General features: G+C 33.8%; 22 protein-coding genes. 3 read left to right on the top strand and 19 right to left on the bottom strand.

What is annotated here, in order from left to right; genetic code table 11:
- Positions 1-19 precede the first annotated feature (19 nt).
- From F7O84_RS03940 to F7O84_RS03895, 10 genes are all read right to left on the bottom strand, one after another.
- Positions 20-967, bottom strand: coding sequence for a putative ABC transporter permease (locus tag F7O84_RS03940; RefSeq protein WP_151142165.1), 948 nt, complete (start codon positions 965-967; stop codon positions 20-22).
- A gap of 10 nt (positions 968-977) precedes the next feature.
- Positions 978-1,943 (bottom strand): RluA family pseudouridine synthase, encoded by a 966-nt coding sequence (locus tag F7O84_RS03935; RefSeq protein WP_151142163.1) that lies wholly within the window; start codon positions 1,941-1,943, stop codon positions 978-980.
- A gap of 10 nt (positions 1,944-1,953) precedes the next feature.
- Positions 1,954-2,544 carry a hypothetical protein gene (locus tag F7O84_RS03930; protein WP_151142161.1) on the bottom strand — a complete coding sequence of 197 codons (591 nt, stop codon included), beginning with the start codon at positions 2,542-2,544 and terminating at the stop codon, positions 1,954-1,956.
- 14 nt (positions 2,545-2,558) lie between these two features.
- Positions 2,559-3,278 (bottom strand): SDR family NAD(P)-dependent oxidoreductase, encoded by a 720-nt coding sequence (locus tag F7O84_RS03925; protein ID WP_151142159.1) that lies wholly within the window; start codon positions 3,276-3,278, stop codon positions 2,559-2,561.
- Between the two features lie 26 nt (positions 3,279-3,304).
- Positions 3,305-5,206 (bottom strand): YgiQ family radical SAM protein, encoded by a 1,902-nt coding sequence (locus F7O84_RS03920; RefSeq protein WP_151142157.1) that lies wholly within the window; start codon positions 5,204-5,206, stop codon positions 3,305-3,307.
- Complete coding sequence (locus F7O84_RS03915) at positions 5,199-5,873, bottom strand: HAD family hydrolase (protein ID WP_151142155.1); 675 nt, start codon at positions 5,871-5,873, stop codon at positions 5,199-5,201. The genes F7O84_RS03920 and F7O84_RS03915 overlap by 8 nt, the downstream gene beginning before the upstream one ends.
- A complete protein-coding gene (locus F7O84_RS03910) occupies positions 5,873-6,580 on the bottom strand; it encodes a pseudouridine synthase (protein WP_151142153.1) in 708 nt (235 codons plus the stop codon). Before F7O84_RS03910 ends, F7O84_RS03915 begins: the two co-directional genes overlap by 1 nt.
- The gene (locus tag F7O84_RS03905; protein ID WP_151142151.1) at positions 6,567-7,394 is read right to left on the bottom strand and encodes a GTP pyrophosphokinase; all 828 of its coding nucleotides are present in this window, start codon (positions 7,392-7,394) and stop codon (positions 6,567-6,569) included. The genes F7O84_RS03910 and F7O84_RS03905 overlap by 14 nt, the downstream gene beginning before the upstream one ends.
- Before the next feature lie 75 nt (positions 7,395-7,469).
- Positions 7,470-8,369: a M23 family metallopeptidase gene (locus F7O84_RS03900; protein WP_243140800.1), complete on the bottom strand. Its 900-nt coding sequence runs from the start codon at positions 8,367-8,369 to the stop codon at positions 7,470-7,472.
- Positions 8,370-8,470: 101 nt separating this feature from the next.
- Positions 8,471-9,931 carry an aminoacyl-histidine dipeptidase gene (locus tag F7O84_RS03895; RefSeq protein WP_151142148.1) on the bottom strand — a complete coding sequence of 487 codons (1,461 nt, stop codon included), beginning with the start codon at positions 9,929-9,931 and terminating at the stop codon, positions 8,471-8,473.
- A 73-nt stretch (positions 9,932-10,004) separates the two neighbouring features.
- Here F7O84_RS03895 and F7O84_RS03890 point away from each other — a divergent pair, with 73 nt between their 5' ends.
- The gene (locus F7O84_RS03890; protein WP_151142146.1) at positions 10,005-10,940 is read left to right on the top strand and encodes a transporter; all 936 of its coding nucleotides are present in this window, start codon (positions 10,005-10,007) and stop codon (positions 10,938-10,940) included.
- Between the two features lie 48 nt (positions 10,941-10,988).
- On the opposite strand, the gene F7O84_RS03885 is transcribed toward F7O84_RS03890, so the two are convergent.
- From F7O84_RS03885 to F7O84_RS03865, 5 genes are read right to left on the bottom strand one after another with little or no spacing between them, the layout of a single operon-like run.
- Positions 10,989-11,576: an ATPase gene (locus F7O84_RS03885; RefSeq protein ID WP_151142144.1), complete on the bottom strand. Its 588-nt coding sequence runs from the start codon at positions 11,574-11,576 to the stop codon at positions 10,989-10,991.
- A 14-nt stretch (positions 11,577-11,590) separates the two neighbouring features.
- Entirely contained in the window at positions 11,591-12,085 is a 495-nt protein-coding gene (coaD, locus tag F7O84_RS03880; RefSeq protein ID WP_151142142.1) for a pantetheine-phosphate adenylyltransferase, read from the bottom strand.
- Entirely contained in the window at positions 12,078-12,644 is a 567-nt protein-coding gene (rsmD, locus tag F7O84_RS03875) for a 16S rRNA (guanine(966)-N(2))-methyltransferase RsmD (protein WP_151142140.1), read from the bottom strand. Before rsmD ends, coaD begins: the two co-directional genes overlap by 8 nt.
- A 42-nt stretch (positions 12,645-12,686) precedes the next feature.
- Complete coding sequence (locus tag F7O84_RS03870; protein WP_151142138.1) at positions 12,687-13,586, bottom strand: polysaccharide deacetylase family protein; 900 nt, start codon at positions 13,584-13,586, stop codon at positions 12,687-12,689.
- A gap of 14 nt (positions 13,587-13,600) precedes the next feature.
- A complete protein-coding gene (locus F7O84_RS03865) occupies positions 13,601-14,311 on the bottom strand; it encodes a TraX family protein (RefSeq protein ID WP_151142136.1) in 711 nt (236 codons plus the stop codon).
- Between the two features lie 319 nt (positions 14,312-14,630).
- Between F7O84_RS03865 and F7O84_RS03860 the strand changes: the two genes are divergently transcribed.
- Positions 14,631-14,846 carry an alpha/beta-type small acid-soluble spore protein gene (locus F7O84_RS03860; protein ID WP_151142134.1) on the top strand — a complete coding sequence of 72 codons (216 nt, stop codon included), beginning with the start codon at positions 14,631-14,633 and terminating at the stop codon, positions 14,844-14,846.
- Positions 14,847-15,043: 197 nt separating this feature from the next.
- On the opposite strand, the gene F7O84_RS03855 is transcribed toward F7O84_RS03860, so the two are convergent.
- The 4 genes from F7O84_RS03855 to F7O84_RS03840 all read right to left on the bottom strand — a co-directional run bounded on the left by F7O84_RS03855 (position 15,044) and on the right by F7O84_RS03840 (position 21,245).
- On the bottom strand, positions 15,044-15,250 hold the full coding sequence (locus F7O84_RS03855; protein WP_151142132.1) for a hypothetical protein: 207 nt from the start codon (positions 15,248-15,250) through the stop codon (positions 15,044-15,046).
- A gap of 161 nt (positions 15,251-15,411) precedes the next feature.
- Positions 15,412-17,649, bottom strand: a complete 2,238-nt coding sequence (locus tag F7O84_RS03850) for a DNA gyrase/topoisomerase IV subunit A (RefSeq protein ID WP_151142130.1) — start codon at positions 17,647-17,649, stop codon at positions 15,412-15,414.
- Between the two features lie 18 nt (positions 17,650-17,667).
- Positions 17,668-19,587 (bottom strand): DNA gyrase/topoisomerase IV subunit B, encoded by a 1,920-nt coding sequence (locus tag F7O84_RS03845; RefSeq protein ID WP_151142128.1) that lies wholly within the window; start codon positions 19,585-19,587, stop codon positions 17,668-17,670.
- Between the two features lie 305 nt (positions 19,588-19,892).
- Positions 19,893-21,245 (bottom strand): transposase, encoded by a 1,353-nt coding sequence (locus tag F7O84_RS03840; RefSeq protein WP_151142126.1) that lies wholly within the window; start codon positions 21,243-21,245, stop codon positions 19,893-19,895.
- Between the two features lie 312 nt (positions 21,246-21,557).
- Here F7O84_RS03840 and F7O84_RS03835 point away from each other — a divergent pair, with 312 nt between their 5' ends.
- Entirely contained in the window at positions 21,558-24,902 is a 3,345-nt protein-coding gene (locus tag F7O84_RS03835; RefSeq protein WP_151142124.1) for a DUF5722 domain-containing protein, read from the top strand.
- Positions 24,903-24,950 lie beyond the last annotated feature (48 nt).

Here is a 24,950-nt window from a genome sequence, read left to right as displayed (position 1 = left end):
AGTATCACCATTTCCTGTCTTATTTATTTTTTCTCTTAATCTCTAAATGCTCTTTTACGCTTTCAAGCGCCTCATAGAATTTCTTTGAAGTTGCTCCTGGGTTACGTCTTAATATACGTACGTTTGGTAAACTTAACTTCTCGACCATAGCTTGGTATCGTTTTCTTTCATCATCAATTTTTTTCTTTAAACTTTCGGCTTCTTTTACTACTGCGCTACCTTTCTTTAAAGACTGAACAATATATTCCTTTTTTGCCTGTAAATCTTCGAATAACTCTTCTTTTTTATCTACTAATTGTGAGGTAATCTCTTCTTTATAATCGGTCAATTGTTCTACCAATTCCTCTTTTTTATCCGTTAGCTGCTCTGCAATCTGATCCTTTTTAACTTCCAATTGATGTTGTAAGGCAACAATTTCTTCTTTTGCTTTAGTGAGTGCAACAAGCAAAATGCGTAAATCCCATGCTTCCTTAGCAGAAGTAACTGCATCAAATACAAATAGAGCAGATACACATAAAACAAGACCATATTGAACCGTATCGTTTATGGAAAGTACAAAGCGCTCAATTGGTATATGTATCAATTCCGCAAGCAATACCGATAAAACTCCCCAGCAAATCGTGCTACTTAGGCAAATATATCCCTTTACATTAAAGGGCTGGTTGCTGTAATCCCAATATTTTACCTTAAATACGTATTCCATGATTGCTCCAACTACAAATTCCAATAAAGTTGCACCTACCATACCCATAACAAATTCCAAAGGGATATTGCCTCTCACTGGATAGGTTGCAATTACCATCATAATAGCTCCTTCTCCATAAATGGGAATCATTGGTCCCTTCATAAAGCCACGATTTACAAATTTTTTTGACTTTAATGATACATACGTACTTTCAAAAATCCATCCAAACACACAGTAAATATAAAAAAACAATATCCATTCCACGATTTGATAAGAATACATATCATCCCTCCTATGACATTTTCTCCTTTTGTATCTTATGATAAATATGCGGTAGTTCTGCTATCAAAATTACTTTTGACAAATCCAAAAAAGGCTCCTTCATTGCTGGAAGCTCTAAACGATAGGAATGTAGAAGCTGTGCTGTAACATTGTAATTTTTTTTATACCAGTCATTTATTGTTTTATCCCCATACTTATAATCACCAATAATTGCATGACCTATAGAAGACAAATGCGCACGTATCTGGTGAGAGCGACCTGTAAGTAACTTAACCTCTAGCAAAGTAATATCTTTCCCATTTGCAATTGGTACATATTGTGTCTTAATATAGGACGCCCCTTTACGTTCCTTAGAAAGAATCGTAACTTTATTTGTTTTTTCATCCTTATAGAGCCAACCATCAATTAGCTGTTGTTCTTTTATTACTCCTTTTACAAAACAACGATAATATTTGCTTAGATCTCTATTCCTTAACAACGCTGACATTTCTTGTAATCCAAGGAGTGTCTTACCAGCTATAACAATTCCACTTGTATTTCGATCCAAGCGATTACAAACGGCTGGTCGAAAGGTTTTTAACTCCTGCGTTGTGATTTTTTGTTGTGAAAGCAAATAAGAAATAATTGTTTCATTCAACGAAACATCTGATTCCTTCGCCTTTTGTGAAAGAACACCCGCAGGTTTATTCAGGATTAAAACATGATCATTTTCATATATAATATCCAAATTGATATCAGAAATCGTTTGTATTTCCCGTTTTGAAAACTTATGAATTGTCTCCTCTGCTAAAAAAAGTTTAATCTCATCGCCAACCGATAATTTCTCACTTCCATCTGCCTTTTTACCATTTAATGTAATATTTTTTTTGCGAAGCATCTTATATAAAAAGCTTTTTGGTGCTTCGTTTAAATACTTTGTTAAAAGCTTGTCAAGTCTTTGCCCTGCTTCGTTTTGATTTACCTGTATTACTTGCATGATTACCTCACTAAATGGAAATTGCCAATAAGGTTTCCACCGCTTTTTCTTCTTTTTCTAATCTTCTTTTTATTGCTTTTTCATTTTCTTTTGCTTCTTTTAAATTAATTTTCATCTCATTTATCCTTGACACATATGCATTTAAATCTTGATATATTTTCATAGAGCAACCATATCCATTATTTGCTAATATATCTTTTATGTACGCTGTTGTTGTGTTCATGTCAAGTTTTGTATCTTTTGAAAAGGCACAAAGGGTATTGCCATATAAGCAAATGGAATCAATTTGCATCACATTTTCATAAGAAGTTATAACCAAATCATAAAGAATACAGAGGTCTTTTTCTATCTCTTCTATTCTTTTATATTCTTCCTTGGGCATTGACTTGTGAGGCCACGCCATGATAAGTGCAACCACCATTTTTCCAACAGGCAAAGCACACATAACCGCTGCAAAGGTAAACCAATTCAATCTTGTTTTTGTTAGAATCAGTCCCATAATAAAAATAAAGATAATAACACTAAGACCAATGCTAGACTTTATCAATGCTCTTTTTCTATTATAATCAATGTAGCCATACTTTCCTTTATTTATCTTCATGTAGACTTTACTCCTTATATAAATCTAGTTAGGAATCTTAAAAGCCAAATGGACACTCCATAAATAGAAATACTTTTTTTCCGATTGGAATCTGCAATTGCTTTCCTTACAACTTGATCCGTTCTCGCCATAAAATACTTTTTGTAGGAAGGCATTTTACTTCCCTTGTCTGAAATAAGAAAGAAATCTGTATCAACTGGACCTGGACATACCGCAGTTACATATATCTCACTCTTTTTAAGTTCTTTATTTAAAGCCCTAGAAAAATTAAGAACATAGGATTTACTTGCCGAATAAACTGCAAAGCCAGCTTGCGGAAGAAAAGAAGCGGCAGACGCAACTTGAATGATTCGTCCCCCTTTTTGCATGTAAGGAAGACATAGGTAAGTCAATGCAGTTAAACTAATACAATTCACCTCAATCATGCCAAGCTCTTCTTCAAGACTACCTTTGCTAAATTCTTTCCGAATTCCATAGCCCGCGCAATTGACCAGTAAACCAATCGAAGGCTTTTCTTTTTTTAGCATATCCTCTAACTGCTTTATATTATCCTTTATTTGTAAATCCATTGCAATTACTTTAACCGATTTCTTTACTGTTTTACCAATCTGCTCTAACTTTTGTCTTCGCCTTGCAATCATCCAAATCTCATCAATCTTTGTTTGTCTTGCTACTTGTCTGACAAATTCCTCACCAATTCCAGAGGAAGCGCCCGTAATTATTGCTACGTTCATAGTATCACCTTTGTTCAAACGAATGGTTACGCTTTTTTCTTATGCACGTTACGTATCGTTTTCTTTTTTGCTGGTTTATTTGATTTTTTATCTGCTTGCTTTAAACCATCGTTCCTATAATTTTTCTCACCTTTTTTTGGTCTAATCAGGCACTTTTTATCAAAGCCTATGAGATCAGTACGCTTTGCAAGTGTCAGCGCTTCTACCACTAAGTCATAATTTTTAGGATTTCGATATTGTATCAAAGCTCTTTGCATTGCTTTTTCATGTGGATTCGTTGGGACATATACTTTTTCCATGGTTCTTGGATCTACACCTGTATAATACATACACGTAGATATGGTAGACGGTGTCGGATAAAAGTCTTGAACCTGTTCTGGCATATATCCTAAATCTCTTAGATATTCTGCAAGCTTTACCGCTTCTTTCATAGTAGAGCCTGGATGCGAAGACATTAGATATGGTACCACAAATTGTTTTTTACCTAGCTTTTCATTTACTTGTTTAAACTTATGCAAGAATTTTTCATAGACACTGTTTTCTGGTTTTCCCATTTTGCTTAATACTGCGTCGGCAACATGTTCTGGAGCTACCTTTAACTGCCCGCTCACATGATGCTCACATAATTCTTCAAAAAACTCCTCCTCTTGATCGTTAATCAAGTAGTCAAAACGAATTCCTGATCGGATAAATACTTTTTTTACATTTGGCAACGCCCTTAATTCTCGTAGTAGTGATAAATAATCTTTATGGTCAATCTCAAGATTACTACAAGGTTTTGGAAATAAACATTGTTTATTTGGACAAACGCCCTTTGTCAACTGCTTTTCACATGAGGTATGTCTAAAATTCGCTGTTGGGCCACCTACATCATGAATATAGCCTTTAAAATCCTTGTCCCATACTATTTGATTGCCTTCAGAAAGTATTGATTCATGGCTTCTAACCTGTATAATTCTTCCTTGGTGAAAAGTGAGAGCACAAAAATTACAGCCACCAAAGCATCCACGATTGCTTATAATGCTAAATTTCACTTCTTCGATTGCAGGAATTCCTCCTAAAGCTTCATAGCTTGGGTGATAGGTCCTCATATAAGGAAGAGAATAGACACGGTCCATCTCTTGAGAGGACAATGGTTTTGATGCTGTATTTTGTACTACATACAAATTATCATTATATTTTTCTACCAAGCGTTTCCCTACAAATGGATCGGTATTTTGGTATTGTATGTAAAAGCTTTTTGCATAATTTAATTTATCTTTCAATAAAGATTGGTAATCAGGAAGGTCAATGGCATCATATACATCTTCTCTATTTTTTGTTTTATAAGCACTGCCCTCAATAAAAGTCACATCCTTAATTGCAAGTCCGCTATTTAGAGCATCCGCCATCTCAACAATACAACGCTCTCCCATACCATAAAGTACCAAATCAGCACCAGAATCAAGAAGTATTGACCTTTTCATACTATTTGACCAGTAGTCATAATGAGCAAGGCGTCTTAAGCTTGCTTCAATGCCTCCAACAATAATTGGTTTGTTTTTAAAGGATTGACGAATCAGATTACAATAGACAATCGTTGCATTATCTGGTCTTTTTCCCATCACTCCACCTGGTGTGTAGGCGTCTGTTGTACGTCTTTTCTTTGAAACGGAATAGTGATTAACCATCGAATCCATATTTCCTGCCGAAACAAGAAAACCTAGCCTTGGTTCTCCTAGTATCGAAATGCTATTTTTATCTTTCCAGTCAGGTTGTGATATGATTCCTACCGTATAACCATTTGCCTCTAATACTCTACTTACAATTGCGTGTCCAAAGGAAGGATGATCAACATAAGCATCCCCAATTACATATACAAAATCTAGTTGTTTTATTTTTCGTTCTTCCATATCAGCCTTGCTGATTGGTAAAAAGCCTTTACTCATTCATTAATACCTCATAGGTTCCTTCTAATACTTCTTTAAATGTATTTATGTAATAATCTGCTAAACTACGTTTTTTTATGTCTTGATTTTTTGAAAAATCATCATATATGGTACATACCTTCATATTCGCATTTTTACCAGCCATAATTCCCATGGGAATATCTTCAAACACCAAGCAATCCTTAGGTTCTACATTTAATAGCCTAGCAGTTTCCAGATAAATATCTGGTGATGGTTTTCCAGCATTGACTTGACATGCGGTTACTACAACATCAAAATACGGCTCTATTTCTTTTGCTTTTAAAACGCCTTGTACCAATTCAATTGAATTACTGGTTGATATTCCAGTTCTTATATTATGACTCTTTAAATAAGACAAAAAATCAAGGACTCCGTCTTTTAATTTTACAAATTGGGTATAATGTTCATACGCCATCTCATTCCATATTGCCTTGATTTCTTCCACCGATTCTTTAAACTGAAATCTTTTTCTAAAATAATCCGCTGTCTCAGTAAAACTCATTCCTTCAATGCTATTTTGCAAATCAGCAGGAAGTTCGATGCCATAATTACCTAAAAATTCAATATCAATATCTTTCCAAACCGACATGGAATCGATTAAGGTTCCATCCAAATCAAATAACACTGCTTTTATATCGTTTAACATTAGGTTCTCCTTAATAAGTTTATTTCTTCCTTTGTTAATTTTCTATACTCACCTGGCTTAAGGCTTTCATCAAGCTTAAGTCCACCCATTTCGATTCTTTTTAAGAACAATACTTTCTTTCCAACCGCTTCAAACATTCTTTTTACTTGATGAAAACGACCTTCACGAATGGTTAATTTAATTTCTGAAATGTTGTCACTACTTAGTATCTCTAATTTTGCAGGCATTGTTAATTTCTCATCACCAATATCAACACCTTCTAAGAAAAGTGCAACATCATCTTTTGTTACAATCCCTTCAATGGTTGCATAATACGTTTTATCAACATGTTTTCTTGGTGATAACATATTATGCGACAGTTCTCCATCATTCGTAATGATAAGCAATCCTTGTGTATCCTTATCAAGCCTGCCTACAGGAAATAAATCCTCACGTTTTTTGTCTTTGATTAATTCGATTACTGTTTTTGACACATTGTCTTTTGTAGCTGATACAACACCTTCTGGTTTGTTTAACATATAGTATTCAAATGCCACGTATTCCACTATTTCTCCATGAAACTTTACAACATCTTTCTCTATATCAACTTTTTGCTCTGCTTTCTTTACTATCTCTTCATTGACAGTAACCATTCCCTTTTTAACATAGGTTTTTACCTGACTTCTACTTCCAATTCCTGCTTCTGCTAAAAACTTATCTAATCTCATACATACTCTCTCTTGTAATTGCTTGAGCCCGATATCCTTCAGAAATAATATCAAGCTGTTTATTAAACCTTTTTAACTTTTCTACATCTTCTGTTTTATATATTTTATAAAATTCATCTTGAATTTTGCTTACTTCTCTTTTATTTGCTACCTTGTATAGATTTTGAATATTGTTTAATATGTCAGCCACAACATTCGCTTTGATTTGAAATGAATTCTGTGCGTCCATAATTTCACTTCGAACGGAAGACATTTCGTTATCTAATACTTGTACTGCGTGTGCCGCACTTGTTAGTCTGTCCTTAATATGCTCTGGCATATTATGCTTGTATTTATATTGCAAAGAGTGTTCCACCGTAGCCCAAAAGTCCATGGCAAGTGTTCGAATTTGTATCTCTACTTGAATCTTTTTGGGACCTTTAATGGTTTGCACATTGTAATAAATAATAAGATGATAACTGCGATACCCACTATCTTTTACATTATTCAAATAATCCTTTACTAATTTAACCTCTATATCATCTCGCTGATTCATTAATTCTACTACTTTGTAAATATCTTCTACAAACTGGCATATAATACGTATCCCTGCAATATCTTCTATCTTTTCCTCCAGTTCCTCGAATGGAATCTGCTTTTTCTGCATTTTTTCTAAGATACTGGATATCGTCTTTACCCTTCCTGTCACCTGCTCGATCGGAGAATATAGTCCATTTTCTTTATGTTCTTTTATAAAATGGCGAAACTTAAGTATAAGTTCATTCACTGCCAACTCATAAGGATTTAGCAGTTCTCTCCATAATTGTATTTCCATAAAACCCTCTCCTTTACATTCATAAGCCATTTTCATTATATCATACACAATATATCCGTGTCACTTTCAAATAACTCAATAGGCATAGCTTAATTTTTTATCCTCCAAATACTTTAAAACCCAATAGGGGTTAATACTTTCTTCCTCATTATTTTTTGTTTTAATATAAAGTCCTACATGTAAATGAACATCAAAATTTCCCGTAGTCCCTTCTTTTCCATATCCAGAGTTACCCATATATCCTAATAATTCTCCTGCTATTACAGTATCGCCTTGTTTTAGATTTTTTGCGTAGGAGGATAAATGTGCATAATAAAGATAAGCTCCCCTTTTTGTTCGTATCCCAATTCGCCAGCCACCTTTTTCAAGCCATCCCATCTTTTCAACCACGCCATCGCTCATACTAATAACGGGATATACTTCAGGTTCATTGATACCTGCCATAATATCTGTACCTTCGTGAAATCGTTTTCCTCCATAGGTTCGTTCTGCTAACCAAGAATTTTCAAAACGAATGGTTGCCTCTTTCGTTATTTTCGATTCTGGAACAGGAAAATAAACCACATCTGACCAGATTGTATCATAATATCCGACCAGTTCCACCAATTCATTTGGTCTTCTTTTGTATTTATATGAGTAACTGGATTGATACTCTTTTGCTGTATAATTTGTAAAGTCACTGTTTGTCAAATCAAAATTATTATCAAGCATCATCACCGTTACTAAGTTCGGAATTTCTACCTCGTCTTGCTCTTTCATCTCCTTTATTTTATTTAACGCACCTTCGGATAAATTCATACTGCGAAATTCTATCGTTTCCTCCACGTTATCCTTTAAATTCTTAATGCCTGTCATGCGATAAATCTGTTTTTCAAAGGATACAATAAAAATGCAATTAAGTAAGAGAAAGAGCATTAATATATAAATAGATTTCACTCTCGATTTTTGATTTGAATGATTAAAATTAAACTTCATAATCCAACCTAAAAAGTGCCATTATTTATATATATGCTCTTTTTTTAAAATTATTAATATAACTCTTTTGCTCTAACTGTTCTATCGAGGATATTATTACATCAATTCTCTACTTTAGCAAAACCAGTAATTACATTTCGTAAAAATCTCCAATATCGTTCAACTGATTCTACATTCATTCTCTCTTTTGGAGTATGAATATCAAATACTTCTGGTCCAAGAGAAATAGCATCTAACCCATCAATTTTTTGACAAAACAGTCCGCATTCTAAACCTGCGTGTATCGCTTCAATTTTAGGTGCAACACCAAATTGTTCTTCATAAGCCTTTGTCATATAGTCTCTAAGCTTTGAATCTTTTTTAAATGGCCATGAAGGATAATCACCATGTACACTGTAAACACCTTGTAAAAATTCTGTCAAATATCTCAGTTGATTGCTCAATGCTTGTTTTTCTGAATCGATTGAGCTTCTTACCGCGAAAGTCAGCTTACATTTTTCCTCATCCAAAGTTAAGATTCCAAGATTAAGTGAAGTTTGTACCAAGCCCTTAATATCACTGCTCATATTTTGAACTCCGTTTGGCGCATTCACAAGCATAAATTGAATCAATTCCTTGCTCTTTGGTGTTAACATAGACGCGGTCTTCATTCCGTTCTTTTTCTGCGTTAATGACACATTCGGATCATTTGATGCAAATTCATTCTTTAATATTTGGTCAAATGCAGCTACTGTTTCTTCCAATAAAGCAGCATCCTCTTCTTCAATAAAAACTTCCATAATTGTTTCTCTTGGTATTGCATTATCCATTAAACCACCGTTTAGCGAAATAATGCCAAAATTTATAACGTCGCTTAAATAACTCATAAAGCGTCCCATTAATTTATTGGAATTACCTCTGTATTGATCGATTTCTGCACCTGAATGTCCACCTTTTAGACCAGAAAGTTTAATGGTATAGCTCGTCATTGTTTCTTCCTTGTATTCAACAAAAAGAGTACAATCTGCTCTTAAACCTCCTGCACAAGAGGTTAAAAACATGCCCTCTACATCAGAATCAATATTAATGAGATATTTGCCTTTTAGCATGGATAAATCAATTGCCGTTGCACCAAGTAGTCCGATTTCTTCATCCGTAGTTAAAACAATTTCAAGTCTTGGATGCTCTAGTGTATCGTCTGCAAGTAATGCCAGTGAATATGCCACTGCCACTCCATCGTCCGCACCAAGAGTCGTACCCTTTGCACTTAAAAAGTTACCATCTAGTTCGAGCGTTAATCCATCTTTTGTAAAATCAATTTCATAATCCGATTCTTTTTCACAAACCATATCTAGATGTCCCTGGATAATAATTGCTGGAACTGCCTCATAGCCTTTGCTTGCCTCTTTTATCAAAATGACATTATTTGACTCATCTTGTATATACTCTAAATTATGTGCCTTGGCAAATGCAACGCAGTAGTCACTGATTTGTTTTGTATTTCTTGACCCACGAGGAATTGCTGAAATTTCCTTAAAATATTTATAAAATTCCTTCGGTTTTAAATCTTCCATTGTATACATTCAATCTACCTCCATGATTCATATTCTTTTTTCTTTTTTAATATATTATTAAAAACTAAGAGAGTACTTCACCTTGAAAAAGACTATTTATTCTCTCATAATTTTAAGCTTATTACTTTTTATTTTTATCTTTCCCGTTGAGTCCGTTCGCGCAGCAAAAGGTGGATTACTCCTATGGTTTAATGTTATTATACCGAATCTGTTGCCTTTTATTATTTTATCCAACTTAATCATAGCATTAAATGCTGCTTCCTACATTACTTTTTTATTTGCGCCCATTTTTAAATTGCTATTTGGTATCAGCAAAGATGGAAGTTATGCTGTAATAACTGGATTTTTATGTGGGTATCCAATGGGGGCAAAGGTAACTTCTGATTTGGTAGCAAACAAAAAAATTTCATACGAGGAAGGGACCTTTCTACTTTCCTTTTGTAATAATGTAAGTCCTGTTTTTATCATCAACTACATTGTAAATGAAACTTTTCAATCCTCTTCTTTGTTGAAACCTGTTTTTATCATTCTTTATTTATCACCAATTATAAGTGCCATTTTACTAAGAATCATCTATCATAGAAAAATGTTTGAAAAAGAAAAAAAAATTTCACTTTATCCATGTAACACAAACGTTGATTTTCGCTTTATTGATGCGGCTATCATGAATGGATTTGAAACCATAACAAAGCTTGGAGGGTACATCATATTATTTGCTATTTTATCGCAAATGTTAATTTATATTCCCATACATAATGCATTTATAAAATACTCTATTATTTCTATCACAGAAATCACAAACGGTATCTCTGTGGTAGCCTCTTCCTCTTTATCGTTTCAAAAAAAATTCATTATCGTTTTATCTTCGGTATCCTTTGGAGGAATTTCTTGCGTCGCTCAAACACAAAGCATGATAAAAAACTCTGGTTTATCCATAGGTCACTACACTCTATCAAAGGTTCTTAATATGGGAATCACGTTACTTCTTTGCATTGCATATCTAGCTTTCTTATCCTAAAAATATGAGCTAAGCCTACAAAAAGTGTCTGCCAAGCAGACACTTTCTCTATTCTTGTTCCATTACCTCTTCTTCAACTTCTTGCTCTTCCTCTTCTTCACTTGGTGCTAATTCTACTCGATTCGCATTCACAATATCATAGCAATCTTGTAAAGATTTCATTAAATTATCGTATTTTGCAGTGCTAGTATTAATGGTATGACTAATAATTCCTTGCAGATTCGCTAACATATCATCCGTGTATTGAATTGCTCCATAACGAATATTATTCGCATCAATGGTCGCTTTATCTAAAATCTCTTGTGCTTGATTGGTGGCAATTTGAACAATTTCATTTGCCTGCGCATATGCCTGCTGCATAATTTCATGTTCATTGATTAATTCGTTGGTATGTACAGTAGCCTGCGCAATAATAGCATCCGCTTTTGCTTGTGCATCTGCCAAAATTGCTTCTTTGTTATTAATGATTTTTTGATATCTTTTAATTTCATCTGGAGTCTTTAACCTTAACTCCGTTAAAAGTTCATCAATTTCTTCTTTGTTAACTACAATTTTTGTATTCGATAAAGGTTGATATTTACAACTGTTAATATATTCTTCAATCTCTTCAATGATTTGTTCAATTTTGCTACTCACAAGTATTCCACTCCTTAATTATTTTTATCTTCTATTCCATACTTCTCATACATTCTTTTTGCCACTTCATCTGGTACAAATTTTGATATATCACCACCAAAACTTGCCACTTCTCTAACGATAGTTGAGCTTAAATAGGAATATTCTAGCTTAGCAGTTAAAAACATGGTATCTACACTTGGGTATAGTACATGATTTGTCTGTGCCAATTGTAGTTCATATTCAAAATCAGTAATTGCTCTTAATCCCCTTACAACAACAGAAGCATCAATTTCTTTTACAAAGTCTACTAAGAGTCCTTGAAAAGAAACCACTTTAATATTCCTAATTTCTGCCGTTGCTTCTTTTAACATATTAACACGTTCCTCCACAGAAAACAACGGACTTTTTGAAGTGTTATTTAAAACACCTACATAAAGTTCATCAAATAATTCTGCGGAACGTTTTATAATATCTAAATGTCCATTTGTAACTGGATCAAAACTTCCTGGGTATATTGCTCTATTCATGCTTGCCTCTTTCTAACCCTAAAAAAATATGCATATTAGTCTTATATTCTTTTCTTTTTATTATTTCAAAACCTAATTCATTTACATAATCAAATGCAGTCTCAAAAGATGATTCTACAATTATAACACTTGACGTAGTGATAAGTGAAGAATTTTTTAAATATTCAAGTACTTGTTTTTCTAATTGTTGATTATATGGCGGGTCCATAAATATATAATCAAACGTAATGCTTCCTTCCAAACTCCTTAAAGCATGTAAGACATCTGAAGCAATTATTTTCGCATTCTCTTTCAATTTCGTAACACTTAAATTATGTTCTATGCAAGAAACAGCCAACTTGTTATTTTCAACAAATACTGCTGTTTTTGCACCTCTGCTTAAGGCTTCTATTCCCATTTGTCCGCTTCCTGCAAACAAATCCAAAAAAGTAGCATCCATTAAGTAAGGATTTATCATATTAAACAAAGTTTCCTTAATTCGGTCTGTTGTTGGTCTTGTATCTGTACTTGGTATGGTTTTCAGATTTAATCTTCTTGCACTTCCTGCTATTACTCTCATACCCAACTCCTTTCACACTTTTTCAACTTCTATTTGCAGACTCTATTCTTCACCTAATTTTATCTTTAATAAATTATTTGTATTTAAGGATAATGATGCCACAAGCGTTCCTTCTGCATACGGAACAACCATATTCGGGTTATAGAAAAAGTTTATATTTTCTGTATCCAAATAAAATTCTACATATTGTGTATTTGCTAATATTTCTTCTTTGTAATAGGTCTTAACTCTTTCTTCTATTTTATCTGAATCCAAAAAAGCCTGTCCTACCACATTTGCAATTTCTTGATTGGTTCCAGCTAATACCTTATCAATTGTAAAACGTTCTCCTGTATTTATATCAAAGACATATCCCATAGCATATGAATTTATCTCTTCTTTTCCTGTATACTTTTCACTAAATTTTTGTAAAATTGATAAAATACCATTTGCATTATATTTTACTTCAAAAGTAACATCATATTCGCTATAGAAATATTGCACCGTCGATTGTTCTTCTAAATCTTGCGTAACTGATTCCACGTTATCAATTGCATACGTGTTATTTTCTTCATACAACGCCTCTGCTGTCTCTTTAAAGAATTCATTAATTTTTACTATCCCTTCACTGTTTGATTCGTCTAAAATCACTGGATAATCAATTCTAACATAAGACACAACAACACCATTACTATCCTTATATTCTCTTTGCAGCGTCTTTATTGTAACCTCCACCGGTTCTACTTTCACTTCATTCTCTACATTCATGACGTCTACAGAAATATCATTTAGTCCAGGAATTTGTTCGACCGTCTCAATTTCTTCCTCTTTTGGATCTACTTTAAAATCAGCTTCGCTAGAAGGCGATACTTCTTCCTTTGTTTCAACCGCTTCCTTATTAGAATTTAATGAACATCCAGTAACCACCAGACAAACAGCAAGTAACAATAAATATTTTTTCATAAACGCCTCCGTTACTATATCCCTCCAGATATAAACTGCGAAATCGCATATAATAGCAATAAATGTGCTGGGTAGAATATGTAAAAGAAATATTTCATTTGAATACCTCTTTTTCCATTATATAATGTGATCGGTATAAACGCAATTGTCGCAGGTGCCTCCCACAATACCGCAATACAACCTATGATATTTCTCAATATGATTTTGTCATGTAGGATATATAATAATAAAATTAATACAACGCCAAACCCCGCATAGTCGGTATGTAAGAAATTCGCTGTCATAATTCCAACTAGCATGGAAATAATTTGCATAAATTTATTTGCTTCAAAATATTTTACTGCCATTAATGTTAAAAGACCAATAAAAAGCGTAAAATATACATTTTGATATCTAAACTCAAGTATTTGATTACTAAAAGCTAAATCAAACGGTATTTCAGATATAAGTGCAAAGAAAAATAAACGAGCCGCATACTTTTTAGAATCTCTTGTATGTAAAAATCCTTCTACCAATAAAAAACAAAAGATTGGGAATGCAATGCGACCAATTCCACGTAATATCATATCAAGATGATAAAGGTTATTACCTTTTGATATGGAAAATGTCGGCATTTGTTCAACGATAGCCGCTCCTATGTGGTCAATTAACATTGTAATAATCGCAATTAGTTTTAAGGTACTTCCTGTAATTACTTTCCCTTTCTTTCCTATTTGATTCTCCACCTTATGCCCTCCATGTGTATTTTTTCACTATATATCCTAACATTAACCATTAAAACATACAACTATTTTATGCTATTTCTAGTATAAAACTGATTATTTTTTCCGAAACATGAACAAGAAAAATTTGTAAAAATATGAAACAACTTCTAGATTATAACTTTTATATTCGTACATAATATGATTGTAACCACTTAACAAATTAAATTCAACAACAGTTTGTTAGGTAAACAACAAATCAATGAACTTTCGTTTGGTAATATTAGCATTGTAAAACACAGTATTGATATTACCAAAAAGGCGAAAGTGAAATGGAGGTTTTATTATGACAAGTTCAAGTAATTCTGCATCAGTACCTGAAGCAAAAAGCGCATTAAACAAATTCAAGTATGAAGTAGCTAACGAATTAGGGGTTCCATTAACAGATGGTTATAATGGAAACCTTACTTCAAAACAGAACGGTTCTGTAGGTGGTTACATGGTTAAAAAAATGATCGAAGAACAAGAAAGACAGATGGCAGGAAAATCTGGACTTTAATTCTTGGCAAATGAAGTGACAAATCACTTCAACTGCACCTGGACATCATTTGATAACCAAAATGCGAAAGCATAATAAAAGAGGTAAAGTCCTAGTGGCTTTACCTCTTTTATTGCGGCTGTCAACTTTGTTGACAGCCTTTAAAATTTATGTCTAAGCCATAAATTTTAGTTGCCATGTGTCTCAAACTCTCCACTTTATTTTTCCTTCTTTAAGAAAAAATATATACCAAACACAAAAAATATAATAGACATCAAAACTAGCTCTAGATTATGAACCAAAGATATATTACCTACAGTTCCCATATTTGACATTGATAATATAAATAAACTTTTTGTAACATATTCTCCAAGTATAAGTATTGAAGAAATAAGCCATAAAATACTCCCTATTAGTTTATTCATTTGATATTTTTATCCCCCTTCCAAATATAGGCTCATCACTATTGATTTAGGATTTTTAATTTTCACGATATATCAAAATGTTACATAATTAATAATATACTATTCTATAAATCTAAACATAAACTTTTTCTTACAATAGTTTGATAATTTCATTACAAAACCTATACTCTGGCTTTCGTCCCCTTCGTATCTCTACTTGCAAGCTTTAATCGATTGAGCGAAATTTCTTTTTCTTTATAATTAATCTGAATCGAGGTATTCTCATTAAATTTATAGATTTCTTCGATGTAATCATCTTTTGAAAGCTTTATACCACGCACTCCAATAGCTCCACGTTTCTTTTGCGGTACTTCATCGGATAAGAATCTTAAAAAGATTCCTTTGTTTGTCTGAATGACAATATTTTGCACACCTTCCATTATATCAATCGAAACAAGTTCATCACCTTCTGCTAATTTCGTGGCCGCAATTGTTCTTTTGGAAACATCAAATTCTTCTCCGCTTACTTGCTTCATCATTCCATTTTTAGTTGTAAACAAAAGAAGTTTATCCTTCATCTCACTCAAAGCTGAGACAAATATCAAGTTCTCATCACTACTATTATAATTACATGCATTGTCAATTGGAATTCCCTTATCTCTAAATTTGCCAAATGGCAAATCCAATACTTTCACACTATGAAGCATACCCTGATCGGTGAAAATACATATTTTATCTGTGTTCATACAGGAAAAGACATATCTGTTTTCAGACAGCACCGCTTCTTTATTTCGTTCAAAAGCAGCCAAATCAATTGTTTTGGTATATCCAAAACGATCCATCAAAAATACAACCTCTTGCTCTTCTATTTTCTTTTCTTCGTAAACGGCTTCTGCTGCATTCTCGATTATCGTTTTTCTTGGTTTTGCATATTCCTTTTTAATGGCATCTAATTCTTTTTTTATTGTTGCTATCATAGTAGCCTGATTACTTAAAATATCTTCATAATGAGCAATATTTTTTAGTGTTGTCTCATGATCCTTCATAAGCGCTTCTATTTCAAGTCCAATCAACTTATACAATCTCATTTCCAATATGGCAGTTGCCTGTCGTTCTGTAAAATGCAATTGGCTTGCACTTTTTTCGGAAGCTTTTGTTTTAAACTTAATATTTGCCGTGTTGCCAGTTATTAAGCAGTCTTTTGCTTCTTTTATATTCTTGCTTCCTCTTAAAATTTCAATAATCAAATCAATGACGTCGCAGGCACGCATTAAGCCTTCCTGTACCTCTTTTTTATCAAGTTCTTTTGATAAAAGCGTCTTATACTTTCTTGTAGTAAGCTCGATTTGGAAATTCACATTTCTTTTGATTATTTCCTTTAACCCCATAGTTTCTGGCTTACCATCTGCAACTGCAAGCATGTTTACACCAAAAGTATCCTCAAGCTTTGTTTTTTTATAGAGTAAATTTAACAAATTATCAACATCTGCATGTTTCTTTAAATCTAAAACAATTCGAATTCCATCTTTTGATGATTGGTTGGATATATCGATAATATCATTTGTTTTTTTATTTTCTACTAAAGTACAGATGTCATTTAAGAATTTTCCAATGTTTGCCCCAATCATAGTATATGGTATTTCAGTAATGACAAGTTTATCTTTCCCATTTTTACCATTTTCAATTATAACGTTTCCTCTAATTTTAACTTTTCCTTGACCTGTTTCATAAATGGATAACAGCTCATCTTTATTAACAACACGCCCTCCTGTTGGAAAATCTGGGCCTTTTATATATTTCATAAGTTCGCTTGTTGTTATCTCTGGATTCGTCATATAGGCTTTAACCCCATCAATTACCTCACCTAGATTGTGAGGGGGAATATTGGTTGCCATACCAACTGCAATTCCGTCTGCGCCATTGATTAATAGATTAGGTATCTTAACTGGAAGAACCGCTGGCTCTTTTTCAGTCTCATCAAAGTTTGGTACAAAATCTACTACGTCTTTATCCAAATCAGCAAGATATGCCTCTTGTGTGATTTTTTGCAGACGTGCCTCCGTATAACGCATAGCCGCTGCCCCATCTCCTTCAATGGAACCAAAGTTACCATGTCCATCAACAAGTGGCAATCCTTTTTTAAATTCTTGTGACATTACCACCAATGACTCGTATATGGAAGAATCTCCATGAGGATGATACTTACCCATAGTATCCCCCACAATACGTGCGCATTTTCGGTACGGTTTATCATATCGAATTCCAAGCTCATACATATCATATAACGTACGTCTTTGAACCGGTTTTAATCCATCTCTGACATCTGGCAAAGCTCTGGCGACGATAACACTCATAGCATAATCAATATATGATTTTTGCATTACATCAGAGTATTCCGTTTTTATAATCTGTTCATCCATTCTGTTTTTCCTCCACTCTTATATATCTAATTCTGCCGTCTGGGCGTATTCATAAATAAAGGCTTTTCTTGGGGGAACTTCACTTCCCATAAGCATTTCTGTTACCTCAGATGCCATTCTTGCATCCTCAATCTCTACAAGCTTAAGTTTCCTTGTTTGTGGATTTAATGTTGTTTCCCACAACTGATCCGCATCCATTTCTCCAAGTCCTTTATACCTTTGAAGAGTAAAGGAGCCTTTGTGTGTCTTGCGATATTTTTCAAGAGCTTTATCATCATATAAATATTCTTCTTTTCCCTTTGCAGGCATAGCCTTATATAAAGGAGGCATCGCAATATAGACATGCCCTTCATATATAAGTTCTGGCATAAAACGGTAAAACAAAGTTAAAAGCAAAGTACAAATATGCGCTCCATCCACATCTGCATCTGCCATAATAACAATCTTATCATATCTTAATTTGCTAATATCAAAATCATTTCCATATCCTTCGGAAAAACCGCAGCCAAAAGCATTGATCATTGTTTTTATTTCTGCATTCGCAAGCACCTTATCAATACTTGCTTTCTCAACATTTAGTATCTTACCGCGAATTGGCAAGATTGCCTGAAAATTGCGATCACGCGCCGTTTTTGCAGAACCACCAGCCGAATCTCCTTCCACAATAAATATTTCACATTTACTTGGTTCTCTACTCTCACAGTTAGCAAGTTTTCCATTGGAATCAAAGGAATACTTTTGTTTGGTCAAAAGATTTGTTTTTGCTTTTTCCTCAGCCTTTCGTATCTTTGCCGCTTTTTCCGCGCATGCTAGAATGGCTTTTAGGGTATCTAGATTCTTATCTAGGTATCTTTGTAATTCCTCTCCCGCTACTTTTCCAGTTGCCTTTGAGGCATCTTGATTGTCAAGCTTTGTCTTAGTCTGTCCTTCAAATCTTGGAGCTGGATGTTTGATTGAAATAACTGCTGTCATTCCATTTCGAATATCAACACCAGTAAAATTTGCATCTTTTTCCTTTAATACACCTAGTTCTCTCGCATATGAATTCATAACAGAGGTAAAAACGGTCTTAAACCCAGTTAAATGTGTTCCACCTTCCGCATTATAGATATTATTACAAAAGCCTAATACATTTTCATGAAACTCATTTACATATTGTAAGGCTCCTTCTACCGTAATTCCATCCACTTCTCCCTTAAAATAAATTGGGTCATGTATCTTTTCTTTGTTTTTATTCAAATCTAAGATAAACCCAATAATACCTTCTGGTTCGTGAAATTTAATTCGCTCAATCTCTTCACCACGCCTATCTTCAAAAAAGATTGTTAACGCAGGGTTTAAATACGCTGTTTCATGAAGTCTACTTTTTACCTCGCTTGCTTTAAATCGTGTCTTTTCAAAGATTGTATCATCTGGTAAAAAGTTAATAGTAGTACCTGTCTCTTTTGTTTTACCAAGCTTTGGTAAGAGTCCATTTTCCAATTCCATAACTGGAATTCCTCTCTCATAACGGTCATGATGCACATATCCTTCTCTACTTATCTTAATATCTAAATAAGTGGACAATGCATTTACAACCGAGGAACCTACTCCATGAAGACCTCCACTGGTTTTATATACGGAATCATCAAATTTCCCACCAGCATGAAGGGTAGTAAAGACTACTCGCTCTGCTGAAACTCCCTTTTCATGCATTCCAACAGGTATTCCACGTCCATTATCAGAAATGGTGGCCGATCCATCTTGTTCCAATATGACTGTAATCGTATCGCAAAAACCTGCCAAATGTTCATCCACTGAGTTGTCAACAATTTCATATATTAAATGATTTAAACCTTTTCTCGAAACACTTCCTATATACATTCCTGGTCTTTTTCTTACTGCTTCAAGACCTTCCAAAACAGAAATGCTGGAAGCATCATATGTTGTTTGTTTCATACCATTGTTCCTCCCTGATACTCTATTTTAATTTATCCATTTTTTAGCCATAATCCGCTCTATAATACATGAAAAATGAAAAAAAGTCCATAAAATATATTTTATTACAGCGGTGAAGAATAAATTTTATTTATTCCATTTCAAAAATAGTATTTTCTATTTTTGCTAATTATCCACTTTTTTTCATTTGTTTCTTATTGTTATGCACATCCTACTGCGCTACTTAACCAATTTTTAAAGCTTGTGGATAAATATTCTGTTATTTCATCTTTCATTCAATCACCACCTGTGCTACAATTAGCTTGTTATTCGAGATACACAGTTGTGTATCTGTTTATGTAAGATACATCTTCTTGTGTTACTGTTAGTCCTCGAAAACTTTCCAGTAGGCCTGAAGATGTATTTTTTATGCTCTGTTTTAGTTCCTTTATATACGGATTCCACGCAAGATAGAGTTGCATCAGAATATCCGATATCTGTGTCAGCAGGTAATGGTTCTTCATCGCATTACTGTTTTTACTGTTAAGATGTTCGATGCGATAAATTCCATTCTTCTGATTATTAAATCCTTCATTTTCTATTTTCCAACGACCTCTTCCTGCAAGTATTATTTCTTCCAGATTTCGATTGGTTACTTCTAGACTACTTATCCATTGAAAACGAATTATCTGCTTTTTCCCTTCTTTATCTTTCGTCTCATATTCATACTCTAATACATTCATGACCTCTTCTTTTTCAGCAAGTTCTTCCACATGGTTTGCATAATAGGCCGTTCCTTTTTCTTTACAGAGCCCTTTCTTTCGCGTTGTATCTTCGCCGCTTTTGATCCATTCAAATCCCTCACCCAGTTTCTTTTGTCTGGTATTTTTCTGTGTAAAAAGATACTCCCAATGATATTTTTTTCGGCAAAGATTCATGAATGGTTCTGTTGCATACAAAGCATCCCCCTGTACACAAATCGGCAGTCTTTTGTAGTCTTTCTTTATTTTCTTTAGCAGACGTTTTGCTGCGTTTATTTCACAATCTTGCTTGCTTATATCTTCTTTTTCATTTTCTATGAATTCCGTACCTAGGCTTATAACTACATTATCATTCAATACAATTTTTGCTTCCAACACTTTATGATAGTACAACTTCATTGCCTTTCCATCGTCCGTCTTCCTTGTCACGCAAAGACAGTTATCACAATGCTTCTCTTTGAAATAGAACAAACCCGTTCCATCCAGAATAATACGCCAGTATTTTCCTAGCATACGTCCTCTGTTGAACTGTTTCCCACGGATTAGACTTGTAACCATCTTTTTCCTCAAGCCTGACAGGCAATCTGGCGAAAGTTTTTCGAGATAATAATTCAAGGTATCATAGTGAGGCATTTCCTCTAGGTTCTGATTTCCTGACATAAGACGTAAAGTAGCAATACATGTTTCCTTATTAAAGTTTTCTTCCATTTCCCTCATTGAGTGCTGTCCACATACATTTTTCAGAATTGCCATATAAGTTAGATCCGTTTGTGTATATGTGGTATAACTCGGGTTCCTTGGATCATCCATTTCCAAAATCCATTCTTTCAATGCATGAAAAAAATGATTAGCAACCATCATAAAATCAACAATTCCACGGTCCTGTTTTTTACGCTTACGTTTTTCCTTTTTTGTCATCTGTATCCTCCTGTGCGAAAAGTTTCTTGCTTATATTTTACCGCACAGGTGGTCACCCTGCATGAAATTTAAATATTTTATTGCGAAAAATTTTTATTCCTCAAAGCTGATTTTATTATAATTTTTTTATATCTTGTTGTCTAGATTTTTTATAATCCCAAAACAATCATGCGTATCAAGCAAAATACTTTCTCTCCATATAATTATTATAAATTCATAAAATTGTGCTTGTCGCTTGTTTCTAGGCAGATAGCATATTATAATAATATCAAATGATACACTATTTATTCTTACAAAAGAGAGGGAAAACTTATGAAACGTCATAACAAAACATCACTTTATCGTTTTTTATCCTTTGCGATGTGCTTTTTTATTATTCTTGAAACTATGTTTGGTTACAGCAATATAACTGCCCATGCAAAGACTACAACTGATATTGAAGTTTTGGAGGATATCACAACAGATGAATCACTTACTGCTGATTTACCTTTATCATCTAACGATAAGCAAACGATTCGTTTATCACAAGATATTTTTCCAGATGAAATCTTTTTAAACTACTTGATTCAAAATTTTGATTCCGACAAAGATAATGAATTATCTGAAGAAGAAATCACACAGATTCATAAAATTGATGTAAGTAATCTAGGTATTACTTCCTTAGAAGGCATTGAAATTTTTACGAATTTGGAGGAGTTGGTTTGTCGCAATAATTTTATTACCACTTTAAACCTTGACGCCCTTCAAAACCTTATCACACTTGATTGCTCTTTTAATCAATTAACTTCGCTTGATTTATCACATCAACCAAACTTAACGAATTTGACTTGTGTGGGGAATGCAAGAGCACTTAAAGTAGATGAAAGCAATCTTTTTGATTTATCCACTTTAGACGATTTTGATATTGCTAAAACTACTTCTTGGTCAGAGGAATTCATATTAGAAGACAATAAAATTAATTTTCCATCTTTTACAGATTCCTTAGTGGTTACCTATGAAGTAGATACAAAAGATACTACGTCGACACATACTACACTTAATTTTTCTTTCCTTTTTTATAAGAACGAATGTAGTGACATCATGGTTGATGAAACCACATTTCCTGATTTGGTTTTAAGGAATCTACTACTAGATAAGTACGATAAGAATAAGGATCAAATTTTAGACCAAGAGGAATTAAGTCTTATTACCTGTCTTGACATTGCTTCATACGATATCAAGGACCTAACAGGACTACAACTTCTTGTGAATCTGGTATCATTTAACTACTCCGATCAACAAAGCAGTGAGCTTGATTTCTCCGTTATACCAACTAACGTAAAACGGTATGTAAACGATGAAGTCATTGAAGTTGATTTTTCTGATTCTACTAATGATGAATCTATTGATCCAAAGGAATCAACAAAAGAAGGTGAGTCGACAAGTCATACTGAATCCGAGACTTCTTTAGAGTCTAGCAAAAATGATTCCAACCAAGAAAACACAGAAGAAAAAAGTAATCTTGACATAGAATCTGATACAATTCCTACCAAAGAGGAAACTAATCCAACTTCACCTATTGCTGATACAAATGACGCTTCACCTGACCAAAACTTGGTGACGATTGATGCGAATACGGCAAAGCCAAAAAAGACCACACATAACATCACGTATCAATTAGATGGTGGAAGTAACCCCGCTGATGCGGTTCTTACTTTTCAAGAGGATACTACGGTTACTTTACCAATTCCCGTAAAGAAGGGATATGTATTTGACGGTTGGTATAAAGATAATAACTACTCTTTGCCCCTTTCTTCCATTCCTTCGGGAACTACTACAGATATCACTGTTTATGCAAAATGGACACAACTTTCTGTTAATGAAACTACAACAATTAAAAAGTTGACAGCCTCTGGAAAAGGAAAGCTTACTATTACTTATCCAGCCATAGAAGGGGTGAAAGGATATGAAGTTCTTTGTTCCACTGCTAAAAATTTCAAAAGCAATTTAAGAACCACCACTACTTCAAAAACGACTGTTACAGTAAAAAACTTAATTAAAAATAAAACTTACTATGTAAAAGTACGTGGATACTTGCTTGATTCTAGCGGTGAAAAAGTATATGGCTCATACAGCGGTGTCAAAAAGATTAAAATAAAATCAGGCGTTGAAGAAGTAAAGGCAACTTCCTCCTCTGCTAAAATTAGTAGCTGTAAAATTACGAATACAGATACTGTAACTGTAAAAGCAAAAGCAAGTAAAATTGTTAAAAGTAGTGACAGCTACTATTATTTGTTTAGTGTGCCATCTACACAGACAAATATTAAAAAGCTAAAACCGATAGCAAAATCAGAAAAATCCACGAGTGTAACCTTTGCGGCTCCACTTGATATAGAAGGAAGCAATAACCTGTTACATTCAAAATTTGTTATAGCAATAAAACAAAAGTCAAAATACCAAATCATAAGCTCCTTTCAGTATATTTCCAATCCTGAAGGTGCCGCAAACTATACCTATGCATTTCCTACTACCTCAACCAAAAAAGGGTTACAAGGATATTCGTCAAGCTTAGGTATCAACCATACGGTTCTAAATATTGAGGTAAATGACTTAATCGCTACCAAATCAGAATATGGCAATCACTCGACTGATGAATATGAGTACAAAGGAAAGACCTATTATTTCAGAAGGGATGTTGCCAATCAATATGCATATACCGCTAGAGATTATGAAAGAAATGGTGCAGTTGTTTATGGTATCCTTTTACTTGGATGGAGTAGTAAAACAAATCTAATCGCTCCAGGTGCTAGAGAGTATGGTTATGCTTATTATGCATGGAACACAAAAGACAAAAAAGTAAAAGAACAATTAGAAGCTACCGTTACTTATTTAGCAGAGTATTGCTGTAAGGTAAGCAAAACTGGACCTGGCATTGCAGGATGGATTGTAGGAAACGAGGTGGATAATTTCGACACGTGGAATTATGCAGGTACTAGCAACATCGATAAATACACACAAATCTATGCCGATACCTTCCGTTTGGTTTATAATGCAACCAAAAGTGTATATGCAAATGCACGCGTCTATGTGTCATTGGATCATATGTGGGCTATGTCGAATGAAGGCTCCTATGGCTCAAAAGCATTTTTAGAAAAGTTTAATTCGATTCTCCAAGCGGAAGGTAATGTTAACTGGGATATTGCATATCATCCATATCCAGTTCCACTTACCGATGCAGATTTTTGGAATAATGATTTTATAAGTAACAAAGATAACTCACCGATTATTAACATGAAGAACTTAACTGTGCTTTCAAACTATGTAAAAAAGCAATATGGAAAAAATAAACGTATCATTTTATCAGAGGTAGGTTTTACATCTCAAAGCGGTGAGAAGGTACAAGCGGCTGCCATTGCTTATGCCTATTATATGGCAGAATTCAATCCGATGGTTGATGCTTTTATTATGCGAAGCCTAGAGGATGCTCAAGTAGAGGTGGATCAAGGTCTAAGCTTTGGTATCAAAGGTAAGTACGCCTATAACGTGTACAAATACATGGACACTCCAGACTCTGAGAAATACACCAAATTTGCGTTGAAAGTAATTAAAGCTAAGTCTTGGAAATCAATTGTTCCAAAATACAACGCTAAAAAATTTAAGTCCATGCCAAATCGTTAGAGGCAACTATATTTATTAAGAACTAAAACGACAGCGAATCTTTCGCTG

The organism is Candidatus Galacturonatibacter soehngenii (assembly GCF_008830185.1).
GTDB classification, from domain to species: Bacteria; Bacillota; Clostridia; order Lachnospirales; family Lachnospiraceae; genus Lachnotalea; species Lachnotalea soehngenii.
This window is presented reverse-complemented; position numbering and strand designations above follow the sequence as displayed.

Bases quoted from the DNA above. Each gene is read 5' to 3' on its own strand.
- F7O84_RS03940 (WP_151142165.1), bottom strand. From the start codon at position 967: ATGTATTCTTATCAAATCGTGGAATGGATATTGTTTTTTTATATTTAC.
- F7O84_RS03935 (WP_151142163.1), bottom strand. From the start codon at position 1,943: ATGCAAGTAATACAGGTAAATCAAAACGAAGCAGGGCAAAGACTTGAC.
- F7O84_RS03930 (WP_151142161.1), bottom strand. From the start codon at position 2,544: ATGAAGATAAATAAAGGAAAGTATGGCTACATTGATTATAATAGAAAA.
- F7O84_RS03925 (WP_151142159.1), bottom strand. From the start codon at position 3,278: ATGAACGTAGCAATAATTACGGGCGCTTCCTCTGGAATTGGTGAGGAA.
- F7O84_RS03920 (WP_151142157.1), bottom strand. From the start codon at position 5,206: ATGAGTAAAGGCTTTTTACCAATCAGCAAGGCTGATATGGAAGAACGA.
- F7O84_RS03915 (WP_151142155.1), bottom strand. From the start codon at position 5,873: ATGTTAAACGATATAAAAGCAGTGTTATTTGATTTGGATGGAACCTTA.
- F7O84_RS03910 (WP_151142153.1), bottom strand. From the start codon at position 6,580: ATGAGATTAGATAAGTTTTTAGCAGAAGCAGGAATTGGAAGTAGAAGT.
- F7O84_RS03905 (WP_151142151.1), bottom strand. From the start codon at position 7,394: ATGGAAATACAATTATGGAGAGAACTGCTAAATCCTTATGAGTTGGCA.
- F7O84_RS03900 (WP_243140800.1), bottom strand. From the start codon at position 8,369: ATGAAGTTTAATTTTAATCATTCAAATCAAAAATCGAGAGTGAAATCT.
- F7O84_RS03895 (WP_151142148.1), bottom strand. From the start codon at position 9,931: ATGTATACAATGGAAGATTTAAAACCGAAGGAATTTTATAAATATTTT.
- coaD (WP_151142142.1), bottom strand. From the start codon at position 12,085: ATGAATAGAGCAATATACCCAGGAAGTTTTGATCCAGTTACAAATGGA.
- rsmD (WP_151142140.1), bottom strand. From the start codon at position 12,644: ATGAGAGTAATAGCAGGAAGTGCAAGAAGATTAAATCTGAAAACCATA.
- F7O84_RS03870 (WP_151142138.1), bottom strand. From the start codon at position 13,586: ATGAAAAAATATTTATTGTTACTTGCTGTTTGTCTGGTGGTTACTGGA.
- F7O84_RS03855 (WP_151142132.1), bottom strand. From the start codon at position 15,250: ATGAATAAACTAATAGGGAGTATTTTATGGCTTATTTCTTCAATACTT.
- F7O84_RS03850 (WP_151142130.1), bottom strand. From the start codon at position 17,649: ATGGATGAACAGATTATAAAAACGGAATACTCTGATGTAATGCAAAAA.
- F7O84_RS03845 (WP_151142128.1), bottom strand. From the start codon at position 19,587: ATGAAACAAACAACATATGATGCTTCCAGCATTTCTGTTTTGGAAGGT.
- F7O84_RS03840 (WP_151142126.1), bottom strand. From the start codon at position 21,245: ATGACAAAAAAGGAAAAACGTAAGCGTAAAAAACAGGACCGTGGAATT.
- F7O84_RS03835 (WP_151142124.1), top strand. From the start codon at position 21,558: ATGAAACGTCATAACAAAACATCACTTTATCGTTTTTTATCCTTTGCG.